This window comes from Streptomyces sp. NPDC057616 (assembly GCF_042800575.1).
In the GTDB taxonomy this organism is placed as follows: domain Bacteria; phylum Actinomycetota; class Actinomycetes; order Streptomycetales; family Streptomycetaceae; genus Streptomyces.
Window position 1 is genome coordinate 1 of sequence record NZ_JBHVGU010000014.1, and the last position, 20,267, is coordinate 20,267.

The 20,267-nt window shown below is 72.8% G+C and carries 21 protein-coding genes; 15 read left to right on the plus strand and 6 right to left on the minus strand.

All coding sequences use genetic code 11. From position 1 onward, the window contains the following. The 4 genes from ACFU97_RS18860 to cobI form a co-directional block, all read left to right on the plus strand. The coding region (locus tag ACFU97_RS18860) for a VWA domain-containing protein (protein WP_384257597.1) at positions 1-710 on the plus strand (710 nt) is incomplete at its 5' end. Next, positions 710-1,309: a cob(I)yrinic acid a,c-diamide adenosyltransferase gene (gene cobO, locus ACFU97_RS18865; RefSeq protein WP_384257600.1), complete on the plus strand. Its 600-nt coding sequence runs from the start codon at positions 710-712 to the stop codon at positions 1,307-1,309. The genes ACFU97_RS18860 and cobO, both read left to right, overlap by 1 nt. Continuing rightward, complete coding sequence (locus tag ACFU97_RS18870) at positions 1,303-2,652, plus strand: cobyrinate a,c-diamide synthase (protein ID WP_384257602.1); 1,350 nt, start codon at positions 1,303-1,305, stop codon at positions 2,650-2,652. The genes cobO and ACFU97_RS18870 overlap by 7 nt, the downstream gene beginning before the upstream one ends. Next, positions 2,649-3,380, plus strand: coding sequence for a precorrin-2 C(20)-methyltransferase (gene cobI / locus ACFU97_RS18875; protein ID WP_384257605.1), 732 nt, complete (start codon positions 2,649-2,651; stop codon positions 3,378-3,380). The genes ACFU97_RS18870 and cobI overlap by 4 nt, the downstream gene beginning before the upstream one ends. 17 nt (positions 3,381-3,397) lie before the next feature. Here cobI and ACFU97_RS18880 read toward each other — a convergent pair whose 3' ends face one another. Beyond that, the gene (locus tag ACFU97_RS18880) at positions 3,398-4,126 is read right to left on the minus strand and encodes a ZIP family metal transporter (RefSeq protein ID WP_384257607.1); all 729 of its coding nucleotides are present in this window, start codon (positions 4,124-4,126) and stop codon (positions 3,398-3,400) included. 95 nt (positions 4,127-4,221) lie between these two features. Here ACFU97_RS18880 and cobM point away from each other — a divergent pair, with 95 nt between their 5' ends. Genes cobM through cobC form a run of 6 tightly spaced genes read left to right on the plus strand, consistent with a single transcriptional unit; the run spans position 4,222 to position 10,518 of the window. Then, positions 4,222-5,040: a precorrin-4 C(11)-methyltransferase gene (gene cobM, locus ACFU97_RS18885; protein ID WP_384257610.1), complete on the plus strand. Its 819-nt coding sequence runs from the start codon at positions 4,222-4,224 to the stop codon at positions 5,038-5,040. Next, positions 5,037-6,275: a precorrin-6y C5,15-methyltransferase (decarboxylating) subunit CbiE gene (gene cbiE / locus ACFU97_RS18890; protein WP_384257612.1), complete on the plus strand. Its 1,239-nt coding sequence runs from the start codon at positions 5,037-5,039 to the stop codon at positions 6,273-6,275. Before cobM ends, cbiE begins: the two co-directional genes overlap by 4 nt. Then, complete coding sequence (cobJ, locus tag ACFU97_RS18895; protein WP_384257614.1) at positions 6,272-7,963, plus strand: precorrin-3B C(17)-methyltransferase; 1,692 nt, start codon at positions 6,272-6,274, stop codon at positions 7,961-7,963. The genes cbiE and cobJ overlap by 4 nt, the downstream gene beginning before the upstream one ends. Further along, positions 7,960-8,550 (plus strand): precorrin-8X methylmutase, encoded by a 591-nt coding sequence (locus ACFU97_RS18900; protein ID WP_384257617.1) that lies wholly within the window; start codon positions 7,960-7,962, stop codon positions 8,548-8,550. The genes cobJ and ACFU97_RS18900 overlap by 4 nt, the downstream gene beginning before the upstream one ends. Next, the gene (locus ACFU97_RS18905; RefSeq protein ID WP_384257619.1) at positions 8,547-9,461 is read left to right on the plus strand and encodes a sirohydrochlorin chelatase; all 915 of its coding nucleotides are present in this window, start codon (positions 8,547-8,549) and stop codon (positions 9,459-9,461) included. Before ACFU97_RS18900 ends, ACFU97_RS18905 begins: the two co-directional genes overlap by 4 nt. Continuing rightward, entirely contained in the window at positions 9,451-10,518 is a 1,068-nt protein-coding gene (gene cobC / locus ACFU97_RS18910; RefSeq protein ID WP_384257622.1) for an Rv2231c family pyridoxal phosphate-dependent protein CobC, read from the plus strand. Before ACFU97_RS18905 ends, cobC begins: the two co-directional genes overlap by 11 nt. A 37-nt stretch (positions 10,519-10,555) precedes the next feature. Here cobC and ACFU97_RS18915 read toward each other — a convergent pair whose 3' ends face one another. The 5 genes from ACFU97_RS18915 to ACFU97_RS18935 all read right to left on the minus strand — a co-directional run bounded on the left by ACFU97_RS18915 (position 10,556) and on the right by ACFU97_RS18935 (position 15,305). Next, the gene (locus tag ACFU97_RS18915) at positions 10,556-11,461 is read right to left on the minus strand and encodes an SCO1860 family LAETG-anchored protein (protein ID WP_384257624.1); all 906 of its coding nucleotides are present in this window, start codon (positions 11,459-11,461) and stop codon (positions 10,556-10,558) included. 231 nt (positions 11,462-11,692) lie between these two features. Continuing rightward, positions 11,693-12,784 (minus strand): amidohydrolase family protein, encoded by a 1,092-nt coding sequence (locus ACFU97_RS18920; RefSeq protein WP_384257628.1) that lies wholly within the window; start codon positions 12,782-12,784, stop codon positions 11,693-11,695. 9 nt (positions 12,785-12,793) lie between these two features. After that, on the minus strand, positions 12,794-13,621 hold the full coding sequence (locus ACFU97_RS18925; protein ID WP_384257630.1) for an amino acid ABC transporter ATP-binding protein: 828 nt from the start codon (positions 13,619-13,621) through the stop codon (positions 12,794-12,796). After that, on the minus strand, positions 13,618-14,451 hold the full coding sequence (locus ACFU97_RS18930; protein ID WP_384257633.1) for an amino acid ABC transporter permease: 834 nt from the start codon (positions 14,449-14,451) through the stop codon (positions 13,618-13,620). Before ACFU97_RS18930 ends, ACFU97_RS18925 begins: the two co-directional genes overlap by 4 nt. A 5-nt stretch (positions 14,452-14,456) precedes the next feature. Further along, on the minus strand, positions 14,457-15,305 hold the full coding sequence (locus tag ACFU97_RS18935) for a transporter substrate-binding domain-containing protein (RefSeq protein WP_384257636.1): 849 nt from the start codon (positions 15,303-15,305) through the stop codon (positions 14,457-14,459). 187 nt (positions 15,306-15,492) lie between these two features. Between ACFU97_RS18935 and ACFU97_RS18940 the strand changes: the two genes are divergently transcribed. The 5 genes from ACFU97_RS18940 to thpD all read left to right on the plus strand — a co-directional run bounded on the left by ACFU97_RS18940 (position 15,493) and on the right by thpD (position 20,176). After that, positions 15,493-16,596, plus strand: a complete 1,104-nt coding sequence (locus tag ACFU97_RS18940; RefSeq protein WP_384257638.1) for a pyridoxal-phosphate-dependent aminotransferase family protein — start codon at positions 15,493-15,495, stop codon at positions 16,594-16,596. A gap of 317 nt (positions 16,597-16,913) precedes the next feature. Continuing rightward, positions 16,914-17,429 (plus strand): diaminobutyrate acetyltransferase, encoded by a 516-nt coding sequence (gene ectA, locus ACFU97_RS18945; RefSeq protein ID WP_384257641.1) that lies wholly within the window; start codon positions 16,914-16,916, stop codon positions 17,427-17,429. Positions 17,430-17,552: 123 nt separating this feature from the next. Continuing rightward, positions 17,553-18,824 (plus strand): diaminobutyrate--2-oxoglutarate transaminase, encoded by a 1,272-nt coding sequence (ectB, locus tag ACFU97_RS18950; protein WP_384257643.1) that lies wholly within the window; start codon positions 17,553-17,555, stop codon positions 18,822-18,824. A gap of 53 nt (positions 18,825-18,877) precedes the next feature. Continuing rightward, entirely contained in the window at positions 18,878-19,282 is a 405-nt protein-coding gene (locus ACFU97_RS18955; RefSeq protein WP_384257646.1) for an ectoine synthase, read from the plus strand. Positions 19,283-19,288: 6 nt separating this feature from the next. After that, a complete protein-coding gene (thpD, locus tag ACFU97_RS18960; protein ID WP_384257648.1) occupies positions 19,289-20,176 on the plus strand; it encodes an ectoine hydroxylase in 888 nt (295 codons plus the stop codon). Positions 20,177-20,267: the final 91 nt, after the last annotated feature.

Here is a 20,267-nt window from a genome sequence, read left to right on the forward strand (position 1 = left end):
GGGCCCGGCGGCCCCGGGGCGCCCTCACCAAGCTGCATCTGGCGGCGACCGTGCAGGCCGCGGCGCCGCACCAGCGGGCGCGCGGACGGTCCGGCCGCGGGCTGGTGGTCCGGCGCGACGATCTGCGGCAGGCGACCCGTGAGGGGCGCGAGGGCAACCTCGTGCTGTTCGTCGTCGACGCCTCCGGGTCGATGGCCGCGCGGCGGCGGATGGGCGCCGTGAAGGGCGCCGTGCTGTCGCTGCTGCTGGACGCCTACCAGCGGCGGGACAAGGTGGGGCTGGTGACGTTCCGGGGATCGGCCGCCGACGTGGCGCTGCCCCCGACCTCGTCCGTGGACGCCGCGGCCGCCCGGCTGGAGTCGCTGCCGACCGGCGGGCGCACCCCGCTGGCGGCCGGGCTGCTCAAGGCGCACGACGTGCTGCGGGTGGAGCGGCTGCGGGATCCGGCCCGCCGGGCGCTGGTGGTGCTCGTGACCGACGGGCGGGCCACGGGCGGCCCCGAGCCGGTCGTGCTCGCCGGACGGGCGGCCCGGCTGTTCGCCGCCGAGGGCGTCGCCTCCGTGGTCGTCGACTGCGAGTCGGGGCCCGTGCGGCTGGGGCTCGCGGGGCAGCTCGCGGTCGAGCTCGGGGGCGCCGCCGTGACGCTGGACGAGCTGCGGGCGGACTCGATCGCCGGGCTCGTGAAGGACGTACAGAGGAGGGCCGCGTAATGCCGCAGGGGCAGCCGAGTGTCGTGCCGGACGACGGGCTGACGACCCGCCAGCGCCGTAACCGGCCGCTGGTGGTCGTGCACACCGGGATCGGCAAGGGCAAGTCCACCGCCGCCTTCGGGCTCGCGCTGCGGGCCTGGAACCAGGGGTGGCCGATCGGGGTGTTCCAGTTCGTCAAGTCGGCGAAGTGGAAGGTCGGCGAGGAGAACGCGCTGCGGGTGCTGGGTGCGTCCGGTGAGGGCGGGAGCGTCGACTGGCACAAGATGGGCGAGGGCTGGTCCTGGGTCCAGCGGGACGCCCAGATGGACAACGAGGAGAAGGCCCGGGAGGGCTGGGAGCAGGTCAAGCGGGACCTCGCCGCCGAGACCTACCGGCTGTACGTGCTCGACGAGTTCGCGTACCCGATGCACTGGGGCTGGGTCGACACCGGCGAGGTGGTCGAGGTGCTGCGGAACCGGCCCGGGACCCAGCATGTGGTGATCACCGGGCGGAACGCGCCCGACCAGCTCGTCGCCCTCGCCGACCTCGTGACCGACATGTCCAAGGTCAAGCACCCGATGGACGCGGGCCAGAAGGGCCAGAGGGGCATCGAGTGGTAACTGCCGTACCCCGGTTGGTCATTGCCGCGCCGTCGTCCGGCAGCGGCAAGACCACCGTCGCCACGGGCCTGATGGCCGCGTTCGCCGCGCGGGGGCTCGCCGTGTCCCCGCACAAGGTCGGGCCGGACTACATCGACCCCGGGTACCACACGCTCGCCACCGGGCGGACGGGGCGCAACCTCGACGCCTACCTGTGTGGGCCGGAGCTGGTCGGGCCGCTGTTCGCGCACGGGGCGCACGGGTGCGACGTCGCCGTCGTCGAGGGCGTGATGGGGATGTTCGACGGCGCGGCCGGGAAGGGCGAACTGGCCTCCACCGCCCACGTCGCCAAGCTGCTGCGGGCGCCCGTCGTGCTGGTCGTGGACGCGTCCTCGCAGTCGCGGTCGGTGGCGGCGCTCGTGCACGGGTTCGCCTCCTGGGACCCGGAGGTGCGGATCGGCGGTGTGATCCTGAACAAGGTGGCGTCCGACCGGCACGAGGAGTTGCTGCGGGAGGCACTGGACGAGGCGGGTGTGCCCGTCCTCGGCGTGCTGCGCCGCGCCCCCCAGGTGGACACGCCGTCGCGGCACCTGGGTCTGGTGCCGGTGGCCGAACGGCGGGCGGCCGCCGTGGACGCGGTGGCCGCGATGGCGGCACAGGTCGAGCAGGGCTGCGATCTGGAGGCGCTGATGGGGCTGGCGCGGAGCGCGGGAGCCCTGTCGTGCACCCCGTGGGAGCCGCCCCGGACCGGCGCGCGGCAGCGTGAGGTGGTCGCCGTCGCCGGCGGCAGCGCCTTCACGTTCTCCTACGCCGAGCACGCCGAGCTGCTGGCCGCCGCAGGCGCCGAGGTCGTCGTGTTCGATCCGCTGCGGGACGAGCAACTGCCGGACGGGACACGCGGGTTGGTCATCGGGGGCGGCTTCCCCGAGGTGTACGCCGCCGAGCTGTCCGCCAACGAGAAGCTGCGGGAATCCGTCGCGGCCCTCGCGGGCAGCGGCGCTCCCGTCGCCGCCGAGTGCGCCGGACTGCTGTATCTGTGCCGGGAGCTGGACGGGCTGCCGATGTGCGGGGTGATCGACGCGACCGCCCGGATGTCGCAGCGGCTCACGCTCGGGTACCGGGACGCGGTCGCCGTCGGCGACAGTGCGCTGGCACCCGCCGGGACCCGGATGCGGGCCCACGAGTTCCACCGGACGGTCGTCGAGCCGGGGGCGGGGGCGGCTCCCGCCTGGGGCGTGCGCGCTCCTGAACGGCGCGTCGAGGGCTTCGTACAACAAGGCGTGCACGCGAGTTATCTGCACACGCACTGGGCGTCCGAGCCCGGTGTCGCCCGTCGGTTCGTGGAGAGGTGCCGGACGTCATGAGCAGCAGGCTGATCGGAGTCGGGGTGGGCCCGGGCGATCCCGAGCTGGTGACCGTCAAGGGGGTCAACGCCCTGCGGGACGCCGGCGTGGTCGTCGTACCCGTGATGGACACGGGTGAGCGCGGACGGGCCGAGGCCACCGTGTTGCACTACGTGCCCGCGGAGAAGGTCGTCCGGGTGGTGTTCGCGCTCAACGAGCGCAGCGACCGCGCCCGGCGCGAGGCCGCCTGGGACGCGGCCGGGGCGCGCGTCGCCGAGCTGCTGCGGGAGCGCGGGACCGTCGCGTTCGCCACCATCGGCGACCCCAACGTGTACTCGACCTTCACCTATCTCGCGCACACCGTCGCCGGGCTGGTGCCGGGCACGGGGGTGGAGACGGTGCCCGGGATCACCGCCATGCAGGACCTGGCGGCGCGCTCCGGGGCCGTGCTGACCGAGGGCACCGAGCCGCTGACCCTGGTGCCCGTCACCGCCGGGGCGGCCGTACTGAAGGACGCGCTGGCCGGGCCGGGCACCGTCGTGGCCTACAAGTTCGGCCGGCAGGCCGCCGAGGTCGCCGAGGCGCTGCGCGAGACCGGGCGTCTCGACGACGCCGTGTGGGGCTCGGCGCTCGGCCTGGAGTCGGAGTCGATCCGGCCGGCCGCCGAGCTCGACGGCGCCCCGCTGCCGTACCTCTCCACGCTCATCGCGCCCGCGCGGCGCGACGGCGGGCGGGGCGGCAAGTTGTGACGTCCCCCAGCGGGCCCTCAGCCGGCGAGGCCCACCACGAGCCAGATGAACAGCACGCCCGCGATGGTGCACAGCAGCGTCGAGCGGGCGGGGTGCTCGTGGTGCGCCTCGGGCAGGATCTCGGCCGCGGCGAGGTAGAGCAGTACGCCGCCGAAGAGACCGAGATAGCCGCCGAGCAGGCCCTCCGGGATGGTCACGAACGCGGTCGAGGCAGCACCCACCACCGGCGCCACCGCGTCCGCGAACAGCATGGTCAGCGCCTTGCGGCGGGCGTTGCCGTACAGGCTCGTGATCGTGTACGTGTTGAAGCCGTCCGCGAAGTCGTGGGCGACCACCGCCAGCGCGACCGCCGCGCCCATGCCGCCGCCGACCTGGAAGGCGGCGCCGATCGCCACTCCGTCCATGGCGCTGTGGCCGACCATCGCCGCGGCCGCCGTGAGCCCCACCTCCGGGACCCGGCCGCTGCTCTCCTCGCCGCCGTGCGAGGCCTGGCGGGCGGCGAGCAGCCGTTCCACCAGGTGGGCCAGCAGGAAGCCGGCCACGAACAGGAGCAGGGCCGCCGGTACACCGAACACCTCGCCGCCGGCCGCCTTCAGGGCCTCCGGCAGCAGATCCAGGCCGACGACACCGAGCATCAGTCCGCCGGCCAGTCCCAGGACCAGATGGCGGCGGTCGGTCACACGCTGTGCCGTCCAGCCGCCGGCCAGCGTCATCAGGAACGCGCCGAGCGCGACGAAGACCGCCATGGGGCTTTGTTATCCGATCAACGGCCGTTCGCGCACATCGTGCGGCCCCGCCGGCACCCCTTGTAAGACCTTTTGTCCAGAGAGGACCGATTTTCATGGCCGATGCCCCCACCGGCAAGGTGACCTTCGTCGGTGCCGGCCCCGGCGCCGCCGACCTGCTGACGTTCCGTGCCGCGCGCGCCATCGCCGAGGCCGACGTGGTGATCTGGGCCGCGAGCCTGGTGCAGGCGGAGGTCCTCGAGCACGCGCGCGAGGACGCGGAGATCCTCGACTCGGCGACGATGTCGCTGGAGGACGTCGTCGCCGTCTACGAGCGGGCCCACGCGGAAGGACTGCTGGTCGCCCGGATCCACTCCGGCGACCCCGCCCTGTGGGGCGGCACGCAGGAGCAGCTGGACCGCTGCGCGCGGATCGGGGTCGCGACCGAGGTCGTGCCCGGCGTCTCCGCCTTCTCCGCCGTGGCCGCGCTCGCGGGGCGCGAGCTGACCATCCCGGAGGTCGCGCAGTCCGTGATCCTCACGCGGCTCGGCGGCGGCAAGACGCCGATGCCTCCCGGGGAGGAGGTCCGCGAGTTCGCCCGGCACGGCACCACCATGGCGATCTTCCTGTCGGCCGCCCGCAGCGGCCAGCTGGTGCGGGAGCTGCTGGAGGGCGGCTATCCGACGTCCACGCCGGTCGTCGTCGCCTACCAGGCGACCTGGCCGGAGGAGCTGGTCGTGCGGTGCACCATCGGGACGCTGGAGGAGACGGTCAAGGAGCACAAGCTCTGGAAGCACACGCTCTTCCTGGTCGGGCCGGCACTCGACGCCGAGGGCACCCGCTCGCACCTGTACCACCCCGGCCACTTCCACGGCTACCGCAAGGCCGACCCGGAGGCCCGCCGGGCCCTGCGCGAGCGCGGGGCGAGTACGTGATCACCGTCGTCGGCACCGGGACGGGCGCGCCGGCCCCCCTCGACGCGGTGGCCGGGGCCGAGCTCGTCGTGGGCGGGCGCCGGCACCTGGACGCCGTACGGCTGCCCGCCGCCGCCGAGCGGATCGTCCTCGGGCCGCTGGCGCCCGCCCTGGACGCGATCGAGGAGTACGTCGCCAAGGACCGGCGCGTGGTCGTGCTGGCCTCCGGGGACCCGGGGTTCTTCGGGATCGTGCGGGCGCTGGCCGAGCGGTTCGGCGCACGGCGCCTCGACGTCAGGCCGGGTGTCTCCTCCGTCGCCGCCGCCTTCGCGCGGCTCGGGCTGGCCTGGGACGACGCGGTCGTCGTCAGCGCCCACGGGCGGGATCCGCGGGCGGCCGTCAACGTGTGCCGCGCGCACCCGAAGGCCGCCGTGCTCACCGGGCCCGGCGCCGGTCCCGCGGAACTGGGCGCCGCCCTCGCCCGCACCGCCCCCGGCCGGGTCCTGTTCGTCGCCTCCGCGCTGGGCTCCCCCGAGGAGCGCCTGGAGCGGGTCTCCCCCGCCGAGGCCGCGGCCCGCGACTGGGGCACGGCGGTGAGTGTCGTGCTGTGCCTGGACGAGACGCGGGCGCTCGGTCCCGTGCGCACGCTCGCGGGGGCCGACCGGCCCGCCGGATGGGCGCTGGACGAGGACGGCTTCGCGCACCGCGACTCGATGATCACCAAGTTCGAGGTACGGGCCCTGGCGCTGGCCCGGCTCGGACCGCGCCCCGGCGACCTGGTCTGGGACGTCGGCTCCGGCTCGGGTTCCGTCGCCGTGGAGTGCGCGCGGCTCGGCGCCGCCGTGAGCGCGGTCGAGAAGGCCGCCGACGGGGTGGAGCGGATCCGCGCCAACGCCGGTGCGCACCGCGTCGACGTGCACGTGGTGCACGGCGAGGCGCCCGCCGCGCTGTACGCGCTCGACGCTCCCGACGCGGTGTTCGTCGGCGGCGGCGGGCGCGAACTGCCCGGCATCGTCGCCGAGTGCGCCCGGCGGGCCCGGCGCACGGTCGTGGTGGCCCTGGCCGCGCTGGACCGGGTGCCCGCGGTGCGCGCCGCGCTCACCGGCGCCGGGTTCGGCTGCGACGGGGTGCTGCTCCAGTCGTCCCGGCTCGCGCCGCTGCCGGGGGACGTGACCCGGCTGGCGGCGGCCAATCCCGTTTTCCTGCTCTGGGGCGTGCGGCCGCACGCCGCTGCTGACGAAGGAGTTGCCCTGTGATCGGCCTCATTTCCGCCACCGCGGCGGGAGCGGCGGCGCGCGACCGGCTGGCCGCGGCCTGGCCGGACCGCACGCGCGTGTACGAGGGTCCCGTGGGGGAGGCCGTGCGGGCCGCGTTCGCGGAGTGCGAGCAGCTCGTGTGCTTCCTGGCGACCGGCGCGGTCGTACGGCTCGTGGCGCCGCTGCTGGGCGACAAGGCGTCCGACCCCGGTGTGGTGTGCGTCGACGAGGGCGGGCGGTTCGCCGTGTCGCTGGTCGGCGGGCACGGGGGCGGCGCGAACGAACTCGCCGGACGGGTCGGCGCGTTGCTGGGCGCCGAGCCCGTGGTGACCACGGCGACCGACGCCGTCGGCCTGCCGGGCCTGGACACGCTGGGGCTGCCCGTGGAGGGCGACGTCGCCGGAGTGACGCGGGCCCTGCTGGACGGGGAGCCGGTCGCGCTGGAGGCCGAGGTGCCGTGGCCGCTGCCGCCGCTGCCGTTCGCCGCGCAGGGCACCCGCACCGTCCGGCTGACGGACCGCGCGGGCGGCCCGGCCGACGGTGAGGTGTGGCTGCGCCCGCCGTCCCTCGTCGTCGGTGTCGGCGCCTCCAGGGGCGCCCCCGCGGACGAGGTGTCCGAGCTGGTCGAGGGCGCGCTGCGGGACGCGGGGCTGTCCGTCCGCAGCGTCGCCGCCCTCGCCACCGTGGACGCCAAGCGCGCCGAGCCCGGCATCGTGACGGCGGCCGAGCGGCTCGGGGTGCCCGTCCTGACCTACCCGGCCGAGGAGTTGGCGCGGATCGAGGTCCCCAACCCCTCCGAGGCCCCGTTCGGCGCCGTGGGCACCCCGTCGGTCGCCGAGGCGGCCGCGCTCGCCCGCGGCGGTGAACTCCTCGTCCCCAAGCGGAAGTCGGCGCGGGCGGACGGGCACGCCGCGATGGCGACCTGTGCCGTCGTACGGCGCCCGGTGCGCGGGCGGCTCGCGGTGGTCGGGCTCGGACCCGGCGCCCGCGACCTGCTCACCCCGCGCGCCACGGCCGAACTGCGGCGCGCCGCCGTGCTGGTGGGCCTTGACCAGTACGTCGACCAGATCCGCGATCTGCTGCGGCCCGGCACCCGGATCCTGGAGTCGGGGCTCGGCGCCGAGGAGGAGCGGGCGCGGACCGCGGTGGCCGAGGCCCGGCGCGGCCAGGCCGTCGCCCTGATCGGCAGCGGGGACGCCGGCGTGTACGCCATGGCCTCCCCCGCGCTCGCCGAGGCCTCCGACGACATCGACGTGATCGGCGTGCCCGGCGTCACCGCCGCGCTGGCGGCCGGGGCGATCCTGGGCGCGCCGCTCGGGCACGACCACGTCTCCATCAGCCTCTCCGACCTGCACACCCCGTGGGAGGTCATCGAGCGGCGGGTGCGCGCGGCGGCCGAGGCGGACATCGTGGTCACGTTCTACAACCCCCGTTCCCGGGGCCGCGACTGGCAGCTGCCGAAGGCGCTCGCCATCCTCGCCGGGCACCGCGAGCCGGCCACGCCGGTCGGTGTCGTACGCAACGCCTCCCGACCGGACGAATCCAGCCGCCTGACCACACTGGCCTCCCTGGACCCGGCGACCGTCGACATGATGACGGTGGTGACCGTCGGCAACACCGCGACGCGCGAGATCGCGGGGCGCATGGTGACGCCGCGCGGCTACCGCTGGCAGGAGGGCGCCCAGTGAACCGTGTGGTCCACCCCATCGAGCAGGAGTCGTACCGGCGGCTGCGCGCCCGCCTGGACACCTCGCACTTCCCGCCGCTGACGCGGGCGGTGGTGGAGCGGGTGATCCACTCCGCCGCCGACCTCGCCTACGCGGACGATCTCGTCCTGGACGAAGCCGAGTTGGCGACGGCGCACACGGCGCTGCACGGCGGGGCGCCCGTCGTCGTCGACGTGGAGATGGTCGGCGCGGGCATCACCCGGCGCGAGACCGTCTGCCGCCTGGGGGACGCCGTGGCCGGACCGGGCCTGACCCGCTCGGCCCACGCGATCCGGCTGGCCTACGAGCAGGTCGGCCCGGGCGCCCTGTGGGTGATCGGCAACGCGCCGACCGCCCTGGAGGAGCTGCTCACCCTGGACGCCGCTCCGGCGCTCGTCATCGGCCTGCCCGTCGGCTTCGTCGGCGCGGTCGAGTCCAAGGCCGCGTTGCGCGAGAGCGGGCTGCCCGCCGTGAGCAACGTGTCCGAGAAGGGCGGGTCGGCCGTGGCCGCCGCCGCGCTCAACGCCCTGCTGTACCACCCTGCTGCACACTCCGAGGAGCCATCGTGACCACCCCTGCGCCCGCCCTGCTCATCGCCGGCCACGGCACCCGGGACGACGCCGGAGCCGAGGCGTTCCGCGCCTTCGTACGGCAGTTGGGGGAGCGCCATCCCCACCTGCCCGTCGCGGGCGGCTTCATCGAGCTGTCCCCGCCGCCGCTGGGCGAGGCGGTGACCGAGCTGGTGCGGCGGGGGGTGCGGCGCTTCGCCGCCGTGCCGCTGATGCTGGTGTCCGCCGGGCACGCCAAGGGCGACATCCCGGCGGCCCTGTCCCGCGAGAAGGAACGCCACCCGGGGGTTTCGTACACCTACGGGCGCCCGCTGGGCCCGCACCCCAAGATCCTGTCGGTGCTGGAACGGCGCCTCGACGAGGCCCTCGGCGGCGCGCACGAGGACCGCGCCGACGTGACCGTGCTGCTGGTCGGCCGGGGCTCCACCGACCCCGACGCCAACGCCGAGGTGCACAAGGCGGCGCGGCTGCTGTGGGAGGGCCGCGGCTACGCGGGCGTGGAGACGGCGTTCGTCTCGCTCGCGGCGCCGGACGTGCCGAGCGGCCTGGACCGGTGCGCCCGGCTCGGCGCGCGGCGCATCGTGGTCCTGCCGTACTTCCTGTTCACCGGCATCCTGCCGGACCGGGTGCGGCGGCAGACCGAGGACTGGGCGGCCGCGCACCCGGAGACCGAGGTGCGCTCCGCGGACGTCATCGGTCCCGAGCCGGAGCTGCTCGACCTGGTGATGGAGCGCTACGAGGAGGCGGTGAAGGGCGATCTGCGGATGAACTGCGACTCGTGCGTCTACCGCATCGCGCTGCCGGGCTTCGAGGACAAGGTCGGGATGCCGCAGCAGCCGCACTTCCACCCGGACGACGACGGTCACCACCACCACGGGCACCACCACGGCGGACACGCCCATGCACACTGACCACGAGCACGATCTGCGCCACCACGGGGACGCCGAGGTGCGGGACGGCGGTGCCGCACTCGTCGACCTGGCCGTCAACGTCCGCACCGGCACTCCCCCGGTGTGGCTGCGTGAGCACGTCGCCGATGCGCTGGGCTCGCTCGCGGCCTACCCGGACGGGCGGGCCGCACGGGCGGCCGTGGCGGCGCGGCACGAACTGCCCGTGGAGCGGGTGCTGCTGACGGCGGGCGCGGCGGAGGCCTTCGTGCTCCTGGCGCGGGCGCTCAAGGTCCGCAGACCCGTCGTGGTCCACCCTCAGTTCACCGAGCCGGAGGCGGCACTGCGGGACGCGGGCCACTCGGTGGACCGGGTGCTGCTGCGCGAGGAGCACGGCTTCCGCCTGGACCCGGCGGCGGTGCCCGAGGACGCGGACCTGGTGGTGATCGGCAACCCGACCAACCCGACCTCCGTCCTCCACCCCGCCGCGACGGTCGCCGCACTCGCCCGCCCCGGGCGGACGCTGGTCGTCGACGAGGCGTTCATGGACGCGGTGCCCGGCGAGCGGGAGGCGCTCGCCGGGCGGACGGACGTACCGGGCCTGGTGGTCCTGCGCAGCCTCACCAAGACCTGGGGGCTGGCCGGACTCCGGATCGGCTACGTCCTCGCCGCCCCGGAGACGATCGCCGCCCTGGAGCGCGCCCAGCCCCTGTGGCCGGTGTCCACGCCCGCACTGGCCGCGGCCGAGGTCTGCATGGAGTCGCGGGCCCTCGCCGAGGCGGGGCACGCGGCCCACCGCATCGCCGCGGACCGCGCCCATCTCGTCGCCGGCCTCAGCGAGTTCGCGCCGGACGGCCTCAGTCTGGTGGAGCCGGCCGAGGGACCCTTCGTCCTCGTACGCCTGCCCCGGGCGACCGCGGTCCGCCGGCATCTGCACGACCTGGGCTTCGCCGTACGGCGCGGTGACACCTTTCCCGGGCTGGGCGAGGAGTGGCTGCGGCTGGCGGTGCGGGACCGGGCGACGGTCAATTCCTTCCTGCAGGCGCTGGACCAGGCGGTGACCCTGGCCTCGCACCCCTGAACACGCCGCCCGGCAGGGGGTGTTCGGACCTGACCGATCAGCTGCGGCCACGGCGTGCCAGGGCCACGGCGCCGCCGCCGGCCACCACCAGTGCGAGCGCCCCGCCCGCGATGTACGGCGTCATGGAGTTGCCGCCGGTCTCGGCCAGGCCCGCCCCTTCGCCGCCCTGCGGCTTGGTGTCACCGGCGGGGGCGGACGGCGCGGGCGACTGCGGCGCGGCCGCCGCCGGTGCCTCGCAGGTCGCCTTCGCCAGCGTCAGCGTGCCCTCGACCTCGGCCACGTTGAGCTTCAACGGGTTGACGGAGACCTTGAGTTCGAGCGCGGTGGCCGCCGCCGTACGCGAGGTGACCTCCCGCTTCGACAGGTCGAGCCGGACCTCGCCGACCCCGGGCACCTTGACGTCCGTCGTGCCGCCGGTCGTCAGGGTGACCTTCTTGCCCAGGACGCTCACCGAGCCGAGCAGGTTCGAGATGGCGACCGGTGTCTTCCCGGCCGCGCAGGTCGCCTCGGAGGTGACCTTCTCGATCTCGATGAGGGACAGCAGCGGCAGCCCGGGGACATGGACGCTGGCGTGCGCGAGGTTGGTGTGGCCCTCGGCCCGGCCGGAGCCGACGGTTGCCCTCGCCGAAGCCGCCTGCGCGGCCAGCACGTTGAAGGGCTTGCCGCCGTCGACGCCGTCCAGCGTGGCGGACAGCGCGGTCTTCTCGGCGCTGCGCGGCGCCTCGACCTGGTTGAGCGAGACCGCGAGCGGGACGTTCACGGTCTTGTTGAGCAGCGACACGTCGAGCCCGGTGCGCAGGACCACGGCGCTCGCGTGGCCCTGGTCGCCGGTCGCGTGCGCGGAGCCCGCGCCGGCCAGGACCGCGGGACCGGCGGCGAGGGCCGTGGCCGTCGCGACGGTCGCGAGACGGCGTGCGGGCAGGCGGAAGTTCTTGCCGTTCAAGGTGGGGACCCCTCAGAGGAGACTTGCTCGGGACCCGCCAAGAATTACGCACCCGGAGTGAACTGGCGGCATTCCGGCGCCACTTCACCCCATCGTGCGTTCCCCGTGAACATTTTCGAATCGCGCGGCACAAGCGTTCCACTCTTTCACCGCCGCACCGACTCGTGCGGGTGACGCGGGGCCGGAGGACCGGCGCACGAGCGGCGTGCGCCGCGTCAACCCGCCGACCGGCTAGGCGAAGGGCCGCCCGTTGACCACTACCCGCCGGGGGGCCGCGAGTACACGTACGTCGGCCCGCGGATCGTCCTCGTAGACCACGAGGTCGGCGGGCGCCCCCTCCTCCAGTCCGGGCCTGCCGAGCCACCGCCGCGCGCCCCAGGTCGTCGCCGACAGCGCCTCGACGGGCGGGATGCCGGCGGCGACCAGCTCCGCCACCTCGCCCGCGATCAGCCCGTGGGCCAGATGCCCGCCGGCGTCGGTGCCGGCGTACACCGGGATGCCGGCGTCGTAGGCGTTGCGCACGGTGTCGTAGCGGCGCTCGTGGAGGCGCCGCATATGGGCCGACCACCGCGGGAACTTGCTCTCGCCGCCGTCCGCGAGCTGCGGGAAGGTGGCGATGTTGACGAGGGTCGGGACGATCGCGACGCCGCGCTCGGCGAAGAGCGGGATCAGCTCGTCGGTGAGGCCGGTGGCGTGCTCGATGCAGTCGATGCCCGCCTCGACCAGGTCCCTGAGGGAGTTCTCGGCGAAGCAGTGCGCGGTGACGCGGGCGCCGAGGCGGTGGGCCTCGGCGATGGCCGCCGCGGCCGCCTCCCGCGGCCAGCTGGGGGCCAGATCGCCCACCTCGCGGTCGATCCAGTCGCCGACCAGCTTCACCCAGCCGTCGCCGCGGCGGGCCTCCTGGGCGACGTAGGACACCAGGTCCTCGGGCTCGATCTCCCAGGCGTAGCCGCGGATGTAGCGGCGGGTGCGGGCGATGTGCCGGCCGGCCCGGATGATCGCCGGCAGGTCCTCCCGGTCGTCCACCCAGCGGGTGTCCGAGGGCGAGCCTGCGTCGCGGATGAGCAGCGTGCCCGCGTCCCGGTCGGTCAGCGCCTGCTTCTCGGCCACGTCCTGCCCGACCGGGCCGTGCGGGCCGAGACCCACGTGGCAGTGCGCGTCGACGAGGCCGGGCAGCGCCCAGCCCTCGACGGTACGCACGTCGCGGGTACCGGCGGGACGGTCGTAGGAGATCCGCCCGCCGACCACCCACAGCTCGTCCCGGACGTCGTCGGGCCCGGCCAGGATCCGGCCCTTCACGTGCAGCACCGCGCGATCACTCATGCCTGCACCCTAATGACCCGCCAGGGGCTGGTCGCCCTTGCCCACCTGCTCCGGTGCCCCCTCCTCGACCTCGGCCATCGCCGGGTCGAGGAGCCGGGAGAGGAAGTGGCGCGTGCGGTCGTGGCGCGGGGCGCCGATGACCTGAGCCGGGTCGCCGTCCTCGACGATCACGCCGCCGTCCATGAAGACGACCCGGTCGGCGACCTCGCGCGCGAAGGTCATCTCGTGGGTCACGACCATCATCGTCATGCCCTCCTGGGCGAGCATGCGCATCACCGCGAGCACGTCGCCGACCAGCTCCGGGTCGAGCGCGGAGGTGGGCTCGTCGAAGAGCATCACCTCGGGCCCCATCGACAGCGAGCGCGCGATCGCCACGCGCTGCTGCTGGCCCCCGGAGAGCGAGGCGGGGTAGGCGTCCGCCTTCTCCGACAGGCCGACCCGCTCCAGGTTCTCGGCGGCCACCCGCGCGGCCGTCGCCTTGTCCCGCCTGAGCACCCGGCGCTGCGGCAGCGTCAGGTTCTCGGTCACCGTCAGGTGCGGGAAGAGGTTGAACTGCTGGAAGACCATGCCGATACGGCGGCGTACGGCGTCGATGTCGACGTCCGGGTCGGTGAGTTCGGTGCCGCCGACGAAGACCTGCCCCTTGGTCGGCTCCTCCAGGAGGTTGACGCAGCGCAGCAGCGTCGACTTGCCGGAGCCGGAGGGGCCGATGACGCACACCACCTCGCCCCGGCCGATCTCCAGGTCGATGCCGCGCAGCACCTCGTTGTCGCCGAACGACTTGTGCAGGCCGCGGAGTTCGATCTCCGGGCCCGCACCGAGCGGCTTCTCGCTCATTTCACGGCCTCCTGGGCCTTCGCCTCCATGCGGCGTACGACGAAGCCGAGCGGGATGGTCACCAGCAGGTAGCACAGGCCGGCGACCAGGATCGGCGTGGAGTTGGCGGTCGTGCTGGCCAGGTCCCGGCCGTACTTGGACAGTTCGCGCTCCTCCAGCGTGACGCCGAGGAAGAGCACCAGCGAGGAGTCCTTGAAGAGCAGGACGAGTTCGTTGGTCAGCGGCGGCAGGATGATGCGGAACGCCTGCGGGATGATGATCGAGATCATGGCGCGGGCGGGCGAGAAGCCCAGCGAACGGGCCGCCTCCAGCTGCCCCTTGGGCACCGCCTGGATGCCCGCGCGGATCGTCTCGGCCATGTACGCGGCGGCGACCAGGCCGAGCGCGAGCGCGACCTTGCCGTACGTGCCGCCGACGATCTCCGTGCCCGGGAAGGCCAGCGGGACCGCGACCCCGATGAAGATGAAGATCAGCAGGGCGGGCAGGCCGCGGAAGATCTCGATGTAGATGCCGGCCAGCCAGCGGTAGGGGCCCACCGACGACAGCCGCATCAGCGCGATCACCATGCCGAGCGCCAGTCCGACGACGAAGCCGGAGAGCGTGTAGAGCACGGTGTTCTTCAGCGCCAGCGTGATGACGTCGGGGAACATCTGCCGGGCGATGCTGCCCTGCGCGAACTGGTTCTTGAGCCGTCCCCAGTCGGCCGAGACCGCGAAGGCGATCACGGCCGCGACGAAGACCACGTACTGCACGCCGCGCGAGAGGCTGCGCCGCTGCCGCCGGGTCAGGCCCTTTTTCCTCGGCTGGAGTCGTACGTCGGTGTCGGTCATGGGGTTCAGGATGCGGCGGGGGAGGCGGCGGACGGGCTGTACGGACCGATCCACTTCTCGTACAGCTTCTTGTAGGTGCCGTCGGCCTTGGCGTCCTTGATCGCCTTGTTCACGGCGGCGAGGAGCTTGGTGTTGCCCTTCTTGACCGTGAAGCCGTACTGCTCACCGGTGTTGATCTGGCCGGCGACCTTGTAGGCGGCGTTGGCCTTGTCCTTCAGCCAGCCCTGGACCACCGGGTAGTCGATGACGACGGCCTTGACCTGGCCGGTGCGCAGGCCGTTGAGGACCGCGTCGGAGGACTCGAAGGAGACCGGGTCGAAGCCCTGCTTCTTGGCGTAGTCCTCGCCGGTGGTCTGCGCCTGGGCGCCGAGCTTGACCTTCTTGGCCTTGGCGTCGGCGAGCGAGGTGATGCCGCTGTCCTTGGCGACCATCAGGGCCTGGGTGGCGTCGAAGTACGGGTCGGAGAAGTCGACGTTCTTCTTGCGCTCGGCGGTGATCGTCATGCCGGCCGCGGCCAGGTCGCACTCGCCGGAGTTGAGGAAGGCGCCGGTCTTGAAGTTCTCGAAGGGCGTGTCGAGGATCTGCTGCTTCACGCCGAGGTTCTTGGCGACGAGGTCGATCATCGACACGTCGAAGCCCTGCACCTTGCCGTCGATCTCCGACTGGAAGGGCGGGTACGGCAGGTGCGTGCACGTGGTGAGCTGTCCGGCCTTGACGAGTTCGACCCCGCCGGCGGCCGTCTTGCTCCCGCTGCCGCCGTTGCCGGTGGAGGTGCAGGCAGCCACGAGCACCAGCCCGGCCGTCGCGGTGGTGGCGGCCAGAACGCGGGTCCGGCGCCCGGAGAGGATCTGCACGGGGTGCCTCCTGTGAGGGAACTATGGGTTCCGATTATAAGGAGATGTTTGAGCCCCTCAAACCAAACCCATGGTCGAGCGGCTGTCCGGCCTAAGAAGTCTCAAGTGGAAGGAGGGGTCAAAGTGGCCAATACATGCCGGATACCCTCGACGGAAGTCGACCACTCGTGAGCGGAGAGAGCACGCCGTGACCCACCCCTTCCTCGACCTGCCCCCGATGAGCGCCGCGCAGTTCGCCGCGATCGAGGACCGCGTGGCGAGACTGCTCGGCACCGAGCAGGACGTCGTGATCATGCAGGGCGAGGCGCTGCTGCCGCTGGAGGGGGCGATCCGCGGGACCGCCGGGCCGGGCACGACCGCGCTGAACGTGGTCACCGGTCCGTACGGGCAGACCTTCGGCAACTGGCTGCGCGACTGCGGGGCGAGGGTGATCGACCTGGCGGTGCCCTTCCACACGGCGGTGAGCGCCGACCTGGTCCGGCAGGCGTTCGCCGAGCACCCCGCGATCGACTTCGTCTCCCTGGTGCACGCGGAGGCCGCGACCGGCAACACCAACCCGGTCGCCGAGATCGGGGAGGCCGTACGGGAGCAGGGGGCGCTGTTCTACCTGGACGCGGTGGCGTCCGTCGGCGCGGAGCCGGTGCTGCCGGACGCGTGGGGCGTGGACCTGTGCATCGTCGGGGCGCAGAAGGCGATGGGCGGGCCCGCGGGCGTCTCAGCGGTGTCGGTGAGCGAGCGGGCGTGGGCGCGGATGGCCGCGAACCCCGGTGCGCCGCGCCGCTCCTACCTCTCCCTGCTGGACTGGAAGGAGCGCTGGATCGACGGCGGCCGCTCGGCGCTGCTGCACGCTCCGGCGCAGCTGGAGATGCTGGCGCTGAAGGCGTGCCTCGAGCGGATCGAGGCGGCGGGGATCGAGACGGTGATGGCCCGGCACGCGTCCGCCGCCGCGGCGACGCGAGCGGGCGCGGCGGCCCTCGGCGGTCTCGAGCCGTACGTCCACCTGGCCCGGGAGGCGGCTCCCGTCGCCACGACGCTGCGGACACCGGCCGGGATCACCGCGTCGGAGCTGGTGGCACGGGCGCTGCGGTCCGACGCCACGCTCCCGCTGGCCGCGGGCGGCGGCGCCCTGGCCGCCGAGATGATCCGCGTCAACCACTACGGCCCCGACGCCACCGTGGGCGCGGTCCAGTCGTCCCTGGCGGCGCTGGGTGCCGCACTGGCGGAGAAGGGGGTGCCGGTGGACCTGGAGAAGGCGCGCCAGGCAGCGGAGAACGCCTGGCGGCAGCGCTGAATTCAGCGCTATTAGTGCTATTGTTTTAGAGGCTTTTCCGGGGGCAGCTTCCCGTATTCTTCTGCCCGCTTTTCCTCGTCCTAAACGCAAAGATTCCGCGAACACCAACGGGTGTATTTCGGGCAGATGTCGTGAGGATTAGACCTCTGTGACGCGTTCCACATGACGACCGGTTCGCCCCTTATTTACCGCCCAAAACGGGCCTAATCCCCCTGGGATGCGACTGAGCTCGCGCCCGCGCGATAACACATGGCACGCCCAGGCGTAACCCCATTCCGCCATGCATTTTGGATTTTCCATCGGTAAGTTCAATTTGCATGACTGCCGCACACGCAGACCGAGCAGAACTGCAAATAGACCGTCCGTCGGTGACGGACGGCGCCGCGCTGTGGCGGATCGCCCGGGACTCGAAGACGCTCGACCTGAACTCGTCGTACAGCTACCTGCTGTGGTGCCGCGACTTCGCCGGCACCACCGCCGTGGCGCGCGACGGGCAGGGCGAGGCCGTCGGCTTCGTGACCGGATACGTAAGGCCGGACCGCCCGCGCACCCTGCTCGTCTGGCAGGTGGCGGTGGACGAGGCGTACCGGGGGCGCGGGCTCGCCGCCACGCTCCTCGACGGGCTGGTGGCGCGCAGCTCCGGCGAGCACCGGATCACCGCCGTGGAGACCACCATCACGCCCGGCAACACCGCCTCGGAGCGGCTGTTCACCTCGTTCGCCGAGCGGCACGGCGCCGCGGTGGAGCGCGAGGTGCTCTTCGACACGGGCCTGTTCCCCGACGGGCCGCACGACCCCGAGGTCCTGTACCGCATCGGTCCCCTCTCCCTCTGACCTCCCCTCCGACGTCACCGCAGCCACCGAGGCCGCCGACGGCGTCGGCGAAGTCGACGAAGACTTCCCACAGACCCTGACGACCCCCCACGCACTCCCCCACGTAACGAGGAGCGAATCGTCGTGACCATCACCCAGCCCGACCTCAGCGTCTTCGAGACCCTCGAGTCCGAGGTGCGCAGCTACTGCCGCGGCTGGCCCACCGTCTTCGACCGTGCGCTGGGCAGCCGCATGTACGACGAGGACGGCCACGAGTACCTGGACTTCTTCGCCGGAGCCGGGTCACTCAACTACGGGCACAACAACCCCGTCCTGAAACGGGCGCTGATCGACTACCTGGAGCGGGACGGCGTCACGCACGGGCTCGACATGTCGACCACCGCCAAACGGTCCTTCCTGCAGACCTTCCAGGACCTGGTGCTCCGGCCGCGCGACCTGCCGTACAAGGTCATGTTCCCGGGCCCGACGGGCACCAACGCCGTGGAGTCGGCGCTGAAACTCGCCCGGAAGGTGAAGGGCCGCGAGGCCATCGTCTCCTTCACCAACGCGTTCCACGGCATGTCGCTCGGCTCCCTCGCCGTCACCGGCAACGCCTTCAAGCGGGCCGGCGCCGGCATCCCGCTGGTGCACGGCACGCCCATGCCGTTCGACAACTACTTCGACGGCAAGGTCCCGGACTTCCTGTGGTTCGAGCGGCTGCTGGAGGACCAGGGCTCCGGGCTCAACAAGCCCGCCGCCGTGATCGTCGAGACCGTGCAGGGCGAGGGCGGCATCAACGTCGCGCGCCCGGAGTGGCTGCGCGCGCTGTCCGAGCTGTGCGAGCGCCAGGACATGCTGCTGATCGTCGACGACATCCAGATGGGCTGCGGCCGCACCGGTGCCTTCTTCTCCTTCGAGGAGGCCGGCATCACGCCCGACATCGTCACCGTGTCGAAGTCCATCAGCGGCTACGGCCTGCCGATGTCGCTGTGCCTGTTCAAGCCCGAGCTGGACATCTGGGAGCCGGGCGAGCACAACGGCACCTTCCGTGGCAACAACCCCGCCTTCGTCACCGCCACGGCCGCGCTGGAGGCGTACTGGGCGGACGGGTCCGCGATGGAGAAGCAGACCCGCGCCCGCGGCGAGCAGGTCGAGCAGGCCCTCACCGCCATCGCCGAGGAGAACCCCGCCGCCGTCAAGGAGTTCCGCGGCCGCGGTCTCGTCTGGGGCATGGAGTTCCACGACAAGGAGCGCGCGGGCCGGATCGCCCGGCGCGCCTTCGAACTGGGGCTGCTCATCGAGACCTCGGGCCCGGAGAGCGAGGTCGTCAAACTCCTCCCGGCGCTCACCGTCACGGCCGACGAACTGGACGAGGGGCTCAGCATCCTCGCCCGCGCCGTGCGCGAGACCGCCTGAACAACCGAGGAAAAGCCCCGTACCGGGCATCAACTAGGAGGCAAGGCACCACCGTGATCGTCCGTTCGTTCAAGGAGATCGAAGGCACCGACCGGCATGTGAAGTCCGCGTCCGGCACCTGGGAGAGCAAAAGGATCGTCCTCGCCAAGGAGAGGGTCGGCTTCTCGGTCCACGAGACGATCCTCTACGCGGGTACCGAGACCAACATGTGGTACGCGAACCACATCGAGGCCGTCGTCTGCACCCAGGGCGACGCCGAGCTGACCGACCGCGAGACCGGGAAGACGTACCACATCACGCCCGGCACGATGTACCTCCTCAACGGCCACGAGCGGCACACGCTCAAGGTCAAGGAGGACTTCCACTGCATCTGTGTCTTCAACCCGCCCGTGACCGGACGGGAGGATCACGACGAGAACGGCGTCTACCCGCTGCTCACCGAGCCCGAGGAGGTGTGACATCACATGACCACCATCACTGATCTCTATCCCAGCCGCGGCCCCGCCGAGGTGTCCGTCCCCCGCAAGGACCCGGTCGTCTGGGGTTCCCCGGACACCCCGGGCCCGATCGCGGCGGCCGAGCTCCAGTCGTTCGAGCGCGACGGGTTCCTCGCCATCGACCAGCTGATCGCCCCGGACGAGGTCCCGCTCTACGCCCAGGAGCTGGAGCGGCTGGTCACCGACCCGCGGATCCGCGCGGACGAGCGCTCGATCGTCGAGCCGAAGTCCAAGGAGATCCGCTCGGTCTTCGAGGTGCACAAGATCAGCGAGGTGTTCGCGAACCTGGTGCGCGACGAGCGGGTCGTCGGCCGGGCGCGGCAGATCCTCGGCTCGGACGTGTACGTCCACCAGTCGCGGATCAACGTCAAGCCCGGTTTCGGGGCCAGCGGCTTCTACTGGCACTCGGACTTCGAGACCTGGCACGCCGAGGACGGCCTGCCCAACATGCGCACGGTGTCCGTCTCGATCGCGCTGACCGAGAACTACGACACCAACGGCGGCCTCATGATCATGCCGGGGTCGCACAGGACGTTCCTGGGCTGCGCCGGCGAGACGCCCAGGGACAACTACAAGCAGTCGCTGCAGATGCAGGACGCGGGCACACCCTCCGACGAGGCGCTGACCGCCATGGCGAGCGACTACGGCATCAAGCTGTTCACCGGCAAGGCCGGTTCGGCGACGTGGTTCGACTGCAACTGCATGCACGGCTCGGGTGACAACATCACGCCGTTCCCGCGCAGCAACGTCTTCATCGTGTTCAACAGCGTGGAGAACGCGGCGGTCGAGCCGTTCGCGGCTCCCGTGCGGCGGCCCGAGTTCATCGGGGCGCGGGACTTCACCCCGGTGAAGTAGCGGGACCGGGCGGTTTTGGGGGGGGGGGGGGGGAAGCGAGAAAAAAGGAAGAACCCCCCCCCCCCCATCCCCTCCCCCCCACCCACTCCCC

Excerpts from the sequence above, each read along its gene's own strand:
- ACFU97_RS18930 (WP_384257633.1), bottom strand. The coding sequence starts at position 14,451 with ATGACCGACACCGACGTACGACTCCAGCCGAGGAAAAAGGGCCTGACC.
- cobC (WP_384257622.1), top strand. The coding sequence starts at position 9,451 with ATGCACACTGACCACGAGCACGATCTGCGCCACCACGGGGACGCCGAG.
- ACFU97_RS18880 (WP_384257607.1), bottom strand. The coding sequence starts at position 4,126 with ATGGCGGTCTTCGTCGCGCTCGGCGCGTTCCTGATGACGCTGGCCGGC.
- ectA (WP_384257641.1), top strand. The coding sequence starts at position 16,914 with ATGACTGCCGCACACGCAGACCGAGCAGAACTGCAAATAGACCGTCCG.
- cobM (WP_384257610.1), top strand. The coding sequence starts at position 4,222 with ATGGCCGATGCCCCCACCGGCAAGGTGACCTTCGTCGGTGCCGGCCCC.
- ACFU97_RS18925 (WP_384257630.1), bottom strand. The coding sequence starts at position 13,621 with ATGAGCGAGAAGCCGCTCGGTGCGGGCCCGGAGATCGAACTCCGCGGC.
- ACFU97_RS18920 (WP_384257628.1), bottom strand. The coding sequence starts at position 12,784 with ATGAGTGATCGCGCGGTGCTGCACGTGAAGGGCCGGATCCTGGCCGGG.
- cobO (WP_384257600.1), top strand. The coding sequence starts at position 710 with ATGCCGCAGGGGCAGCCGAGTGTCGTGCCGGACGACGGGCTGACGACC.
- cobI (WP_384257605.1), top strand. The coding sequence starts at position 2,649 with ATGAGCAGCAGGCTGATCGGAGTCGGGGTGGGCCCGGGCGATCCCGAG.
- thpD (WP_384257648.1), top strand. The coding sequence starts at position 19,289 with ATGACCACCATCACTGATCTCTATCCCAGCCGCGGCCCCGCCGAGGTG.